Annotated in this window: 4 protein-coding genes; 1 reads left to right on the forward strand and 3 read right to left on the reverse strand. The window is 49.5% G+C overall.

What is annotated here, in order from left to right:
• Positions 1 to 54: 54 nt before the first annotated feature.
• A complete protein-coding gene (locus tag ACJ2PR_RS35325; RefSeq protein ID WP_446859886.1) occupies positions 55 to 1,047 on the reverse strand; it encodes an ABC transporter permease in 993 nt (330 codons plus the stop codon).
• Between the two features lie 153 nt (positions 1,048 to 1,200).
• Between ACJ2PR_RS35325 and ACJ2PR_RS35330 the strand changes: the two genes are divergently transcribed.
• Complete coding sequence (locus ACJ2PR_RS35330; protein WP_446871621.1) at positions 1,201 to 1,575, forward strand: hypothetical protein; 375 nt, start codon at positions 1,201 to 1,203, stop codon at positions 1,573 to 1,575.
• A gap of 22 nt (positions 1,576 to 1,597) precedes the next feature.
• On the opposite strand, the gene ACJ2PR_RS35335 is transcribed toward ACJ2PR_RS35330, so the two are convergent.
• Both ACJ2PR_RS35335 and ACJ2PR_RS35340 read right to left on the reverse strand, forming a co-directional pair.
• Complete coding sequence (locus ACJ2PR_RS35335) at positions 1,598 to 2,668, reverse strand: ABC transporter permease (protein ID WP_446880557.1); 1,071 nt, start codon at positions 2,666 to 2,668, stop codon at positions 1,598 to 1,600.
• Between the two features lie 142 nt (positions 2,669 to 2,810).
• Positions 2,811 to 3,836: ATP-binding cassette domain-containing protein (locus ACJ2PR_RS35340; RefSeq protein WP_446880558.1), on the reverse strand; the 1,026-nt coding region annotated here is incomplete at its 5' end.

A 3,836-nucleotide genomic window follows, 5' to 3' on the forward strand; every position in this document is an offset into this window, starting at 1 on the left:
TACCAAGACTATTCCAATGCGGATCTGACCGTTTTTCTAATCATGCAACAAAGCCTAATCTTGCTCAAATATTTTGCCTAAAGCGGCGGGCGGCGTGCTGCGAATCAGTTCTGAAGCCGTACGATCGATTGGAGAAGGTAACAGTTTCAACAATCGCTCTAACCACTCACTCGAAGTCAACACGAGAAATAGAATCATCAACATAAACGGGGCGACTGTAAAAACCTGAGTCGGAATGTCAGGAATTGTACTTTGAGCAACGCTGGCTAACGATTGTAGGATGCCAAATAGATAACAACTCAACGCGACGCGCAATGGATTCCAACCCCCAAAGATCACGATCGCTAATGCTATCCATCCATAGCCCGCGGTATGTAAATGACTCCATCCAGCCTTGAAGTCTAACGAGAATGCGGCTCCCGCCATCCCTGTCATGGCTCCCCCGATCGCCGTGTAGAGATAGCGCATCAAAACGACATTCGTGCCTCTGGCAAAGGCAGCATTGGGCTGTTCGCCGATCGCTCTGAGCATCAAGCCAGCACGAGTCCGATAAAAGTAAACCCAGATCAGAGCGATCGCTGCATAGCTAAGGTAAACCAACAGATCACTGCTAAAAAATAGTTCGCCTAAAAGAGGAATATGCTGCAACACGGGAATCTTGAAGCTGGGCACCGTCGGGCCGGGAATTCTCACAAACGAGTTGCCCAAAAACGAAGACAAATTTGCAGCCAGTAGCGCCAACACAAAGCCGATCGCCACCTGAGATTGTTTGAGCGTCAGGGTTCCTAGGGCGACAATCAGGGCAATCAGTGCCCCTACGCCGGCCGCACCCGCAAAGCCCAAAATTAGACTGGGGACGGCTCCGGTGGATTCGAGGGTTTTGGCGATCGCAAAGCTGGTCATTGCACCCAGCAAAATTGTGCCTTCGGCGGAGAGATTGATCACCCCGGCGCGTTCGGTGACGGTTTCACCCAGGCAGGCAAAAACGAGGGGCGTAGAGGTGGCGATCGCTGTCGCCAAAATTGGCATAAATTGTGCAAAATTCATCACATCAGTCCTGTATCTAAGTGAATTTAAGTGAGCCAAAGTTCAGATTTTATGATTTAGATTTTATGAAGTGTCTCCAAAGTCTCCGATTTGCCCAATTTCAGGAATTACGATACGAGGATGAACCCTAAACTTTTGATCAGGAGAATCACAATGCGATCTCTACGAGATACCCGCAAGGAGGCACGTCGGCTTCCTGCAATTTTTACTTTCAGCACTTGTCTGCTAACGGTTGCATTCACCCTTTCTCCCAACTCGTCCAACGCTCAAGGAACCACAAAGAAAGCCCCTGTAAACCCTTATCCTGAGCAAGTTGTCCAGATTTTTGTTGATTCTTGCACATCGGGCGGCAAAAGTGTCGATCCGGCTGTAATGAGAAAAATTTGTAGCTGCTCGATCGACGGCATTCAAAACCAATACACGCTGACAGAATTTATCAAAATTAGCGACGAACTTGGGGCAAATAAGCCGATGCGTCGTGAGATGACTCAAATCGTTCAATCTTGTGCTGCACAGGCGTTGAAGTAAATTTGAAGTAAACAATGGGGAGTTAGGCACTGGTCGATCGTCGAATGGGCAAGCGATCGCGCAAAGCTCCCCATTTCACCGTTTCGCTCAAGCCTCGCCCTAAGAGAATAAACAGCACCAGCGTTTCTTGAATCACACCCGAAAGAGAAGATTCTAGACTGAGTTCTAGCGGCAGTTGTAGGCTACCAATGTTTAATGCACTGAAGAAGAGGGCGATCGGTAAAATCATCCAGGCATTAAACCCAACTAACATCGCAACCAGTAGAGCAAGATAGCCCAACCCACTCGAAATGCTGGGAATTAAGCGATGAAACACGGCTAAAACCTGTAACGCGCCTGCAATTCCTGCGAAACCGCCACAAATCGCAAATGCACTCAGCAATTGACGAATCGAAGGAATGCCTAATATATAGGAAGCGCGAAGATTTTGACCCACGGCTCTCAGACGCAACCCAAAATAAGTGCCTCGCAAGACGATCAGGGTGATGATTACGGAAGCGATCGCTAAAAGCAATGCTATAGGACTCGCATCCGTCTTACCAAATGTGGGCAGCCAGAGAGATTCGCGAAACTGCTCAGTTCCACTCATTGACGCAACGCCGTCACGCTTCCACGGCCCAAAAATTAAATACAGCGCCAATCCATCCGCGACAAAGTTTAAACCCAGTCCGGCAAAAATTTCGTTAATGCGACCGTACACATTCAAAATACCCGCCAGCAATCCCCAAATGACTCCACCCAAACCACCCGCAACAATGGCTAAGAGAATCACCAGCGCAGGCGGAAAAGCATCTTGAGTCAGGCGCATCATCAACGTGGCGGCGATCGCTCCAAACGCAATCTGCCCTTCGATACCCAAGTTGTACAAGCCTGCTGTAAAAGTAAATAACAATCCACTGGCACAGAGTAAAAGCGGTGAAAGCGTGGCCACCACTCTCGCAAACTGCCCCACTGTCCCAAAGGCTCCCGTCCACATTTTGCTGACGACTTCTAGCGGAGAAGCCCCGACTAAAACAATCACGATCGCAATGAAAACGAGCGCCACGACGATCGCAATCAGTTGATACACCAGAGATTTAGAAACAAGTGTCATTTTCTCCATTCCAAACACTATTTATTTAACGGGTTGTTTGACATGAATTCGATAATGGTTTTTGGCTTCGTTGTTTAACGCTTCTGCCCCCCAACCCCCCAATTTGGGGGACTTTAAGATAGAAATTTTGGTGCGGGTTTGTTTAGCGAATTGAGGATTCGACGCGCTCACTGAGTCGTCCTCCGATCATTTGACCCAGACGATCGACCGTCAGATCTTCAACCGCGATCGGCTCGGATGCCTGTCCGCCACTGAGTACGATCACGCGATCGCTGTACTGCATAATTTCATCCAAATCAGAGGACATAAACAAAATGCTTGTTCCTCCCTGACATCGGGCGATGAGCTGCTGCCACACCCACAACACCGATTCGATATCCAATCCACGGGTGGGATGCTCCATGAGCAACAGATTCAGCGGTACGGGTAACAGAGCCAGTTGTGTGCGTTGTTGATTGCCGCCTGATAGCCGTTCGACTCGTGTGTTAGAGTTGCCGCGAATGTTGAACATTGCGATCGCTTGCACCGTCTGCTTGAGCGTTTCTTTCCAATCTACAAACAGGCTGCGCGACGGTGTACGAAGGGCCACATGATCATGAATCGTCAGCCCCGAAACCAGACCTTCTTTGAGGCGATCGGCGGGAGAATAGCCAATTCCATTATTCAAATAATCGCGGTAGGGTTTGTGGGTCATGTCTACGTTGTCGATGATGACTCGCCCTGTGGACGCTTTGAGCAGTCCCGCACAGAGTAATAAAAGCTGTTGTTGTCCGCTGCCTTCGAGTCCGGCCAACCCGATGACTTCTCCTTGATAGACGGTGAGGTTGCCCATGTTTAGCGTTAAGCGATCGGTGACCAAACGAACGGCTTCAAGCTGGAGAGAGGGCGTTTCCTGGCGAGTTTTGGGCTTCATCGGCAGTGCCAGTTCGCGTCCAAACATCAGGTCGATCAAGATTTCATCAGGACAAGGAATCTCGGCATGGCCCATCAGTTTGCCCTGACGCAGAACGGTAACGCGATCGCACAATTCTTCAACATCTTCGAGCTTGTGGGAAACGAAAATGATCGACTTTCCTTCTGTCGCCAACTGCTTCATTGCCTCAAACAGCGCCGTCTTTTGAGAGGCCGAAATTCCGGTCGTCGGCTCGTCCAAAATCAGCGTTTTGGC

The sequence above is a fragment of the Phormidesmis sp. 146-33 genome, assembly GCF_052939515.1.